This window comes from Deltaproteobacteria bacterium (assembly GCA_019309045.1).
Lineage (GTDB): Bacteria > Desulfobacterota > Syntrophobacteria > BM002 > BM002 > JAFDGZ01.
Genome location: JAFDGZ010000206.1, coordinates 1 through 2,089, shown reverse-complemented (window position 1 = coordinate 2,089; position 2,089 = coordinate 1). Strand labels below are relative to the sequence as shown.

The 2,089-nt window shown below is 55.2% G+C and carries 3 protein-coding genes; all 3 read left to right on the top strand.

The features are described 5' to 3' along the window. Window positions 1-1,266, top strand: a 1,266-nt coding sequence (locus JRI89_17835; protein MBW2073093.1) for an ABC-ATPase domain-containing protein, incomplete at its 5' end; no start/stop codon positions are given. A gap of 9 nt (window positions 1,267-1,275) precedes the next feature. Next, the gene (locus JRI89_17830; protein MBW2073092.1) at window positions 1,276-1,755 is read left to right on the top strand and encodes a hypothetical protein; all 480 of its coding nucleotides are present in this window, start codon (window positions 1,276-1,278) and stop codon (window positions 1,753-1,755) included. Next, window positions 1,734-1,988 carry an HAD hydrolase-like protein gene (locus JRI89_17825; protein MBW2073091.1) on the top strand — a complete coding sequence of 85 codons (255 nt, stop codon included), beginning with the start codon at window positions 1,734-1,736 and terminating at the stop codon, window positions 1,986-1,988. Before JRI89_17830 ends, JRI89_17825 begins: the two co-directional genes overlap by 22 nt. Window positions 1,989-2,089 lie beyond the last annotated feature (101 nt).

The window sequence follows — 2,089 nt, the reverse complement described above, 5'->3', positions numbered from 1 at the left end:
GATATTCCGGAGGTAGTTGCCTCTTCCCTGGTTTTTGGCCGTCTGGATCGAGCTTCCCTGTACCGCCATCTTCGGACGAACGAGGATCAGGACGTGCTGCGGCAAATGCTGCGGTCGCGCAAGCTGGTGGCATTTGTGGCTGACGGATCGAACCTGCCGAGGCGGAGCGGCGTGAACGATCGTCCACTGACAAAGGACGTGGTGCTATTTTCTTCGCCGGCTTCGCTGCGGTGCAATGTGGAGCTTCCCAACCGTGGCCAGGTGACTGGCATGGGCATCCCCGAGGGCGTTACCCTGATCGTTGGCGGGGGGTATCACGGCAAGTCCACCCTGCTAGAGGCGCTGCAGCGCTCCGTGTACAATCACATTCCCGGCGATGGCCGCGAGCTTTGCGTGACTGTGCCGGGTGCAGTGAAAATAAGGGCTGAAGACGGACGAAACATAGAGAATGTGGACATAAGCCCGTTTATTGCCAATCTGCCGCGGGGCAAGGATACCAGGTGCTTTTCCACGCCCAACGCCAGCGGCAGCACGTCCCAGGCAGCCAACATTATCGAAATGCTGGAAATAGGCGCTGAGGTGCTTTTCATCGACGAGGACACGTCGGCAACGAACTTTATGATCCGGGACCATAGAATGCAGCTCCTGGTGAGCAAGGACAAGGAGCCTATCACACCCCTCATTGACAAGATACGCTTGCTCTACCAGGAACGGGGGGTGTCAACCGTGGTGGTTGTGGGCGGTTGCGGCGACTATTTTGATGTGGCCGATACGGTGATTGCCATGGAAGAATATTTGCCGAAGGATGTGACTGCCAGAGCGCAACAGATTGCAGCCCAGGTCCATACTGAAAGAAAGAGTGAAGGCGGCGGCAGTTTTGGGCAGATCAGGGACCGGATAATAATAAGGGAAAGCATCAATGCCCGGAAAGGCCGACGGCAGGTGAAGGTAAGAAGCAGGGGAACAAGGGAAATTATTTTCGGTACAGAAACTATCGATCTAACCGCTCTGGAACAACTGGTGAGCCCTTCGCAAACACGCGCTGTGGGGGATGCCCTCGTCTATCTCAGGGACCGCTACTGCGATGATGCCAGGTGTTTGAGAGAGATGTTGGCACTGCTCGAACGAGATCTGCAGGAAAGAGGCCTGGATGTCTTGAACAGGCAGCCACTAGGAGAATACGCCCTGCCCCGAAGGTTGGAGATTGCAGCTGCTCTGAACCGACTGAGAGGGCTGAGGGTTAGGTTTGCCGACGAGGGAAAGTAAGGACCTCATATGATGAATGGAATACGCGCAGTTGGTTTCGATCTCTTCAACACCCTGGTTACGGTGGAACCCACGGCCCTGCTGGAGGCGGTGGATCGGTTGGTGGCCAGTCTTGCCCTGGATGGACTGGTCGTTGATAAAGAGCAATTCCGGGAGGCGCACCGGAGAGCTGCCATCGAACTTATGAAGAAAGCGCACGCCACCGGCCGAGAAACGCATAACAGATACTGGATCAGCACCGCACTGGCAGAGCTGGGATATCGGGTAAAACCAGATGACAGGAGGATTGCCTCAGCAGTAGACGCCTATTTCGATGTATACGTTCACCATGCCGCCCGTATTCCTGGAACGAGGGAAATGCTGGACAGTATATCTTGCCGATTCCGTGTCGGGCTGTTGTCCAACTTTACTCACGCACCAGCCGCAGTTGAGTTAATGGAGCGGCTTGAGGATATCGCAAGCCGCATATTAAGGTTTTCCAGGAACTGACCAGAGGACTCGGAGTTGAGAGCAGCGAGATTGCCTTTGTGGGCGATGATCCGGAGGCTGACGTGATCGGCGCCTCCAAGGCAGGAATGCAGCCAATCTGGACTACCTATGTGCTTGACAGAAAAATACCAGCGGCGCCTGGAGTGCTGCCTGTAAATCTGGAAGTGTCAGCAGATGACGTACCGAGAATTTCCACATGGAATGATTTGTTAGATCTCCTCGAGTTGCAATAGTGGCGGCTAGCCAGGCTATTGCAAGGTTTGCGGTGCTGGTTGCTGGTCGGTAAAGATTCTTCGAGCGGTGCACAGCTATTGCCCGCACGATGGCCATGATT

Coding starts and splice junctions, on each gene's coding strand:
- JRI89_17830 (MBW2073092.1), top strand. CDS start 1,276: ATGATGAATGGAATACGCGCAGTTGGTTTCGATCTCTTCAACACCCTG.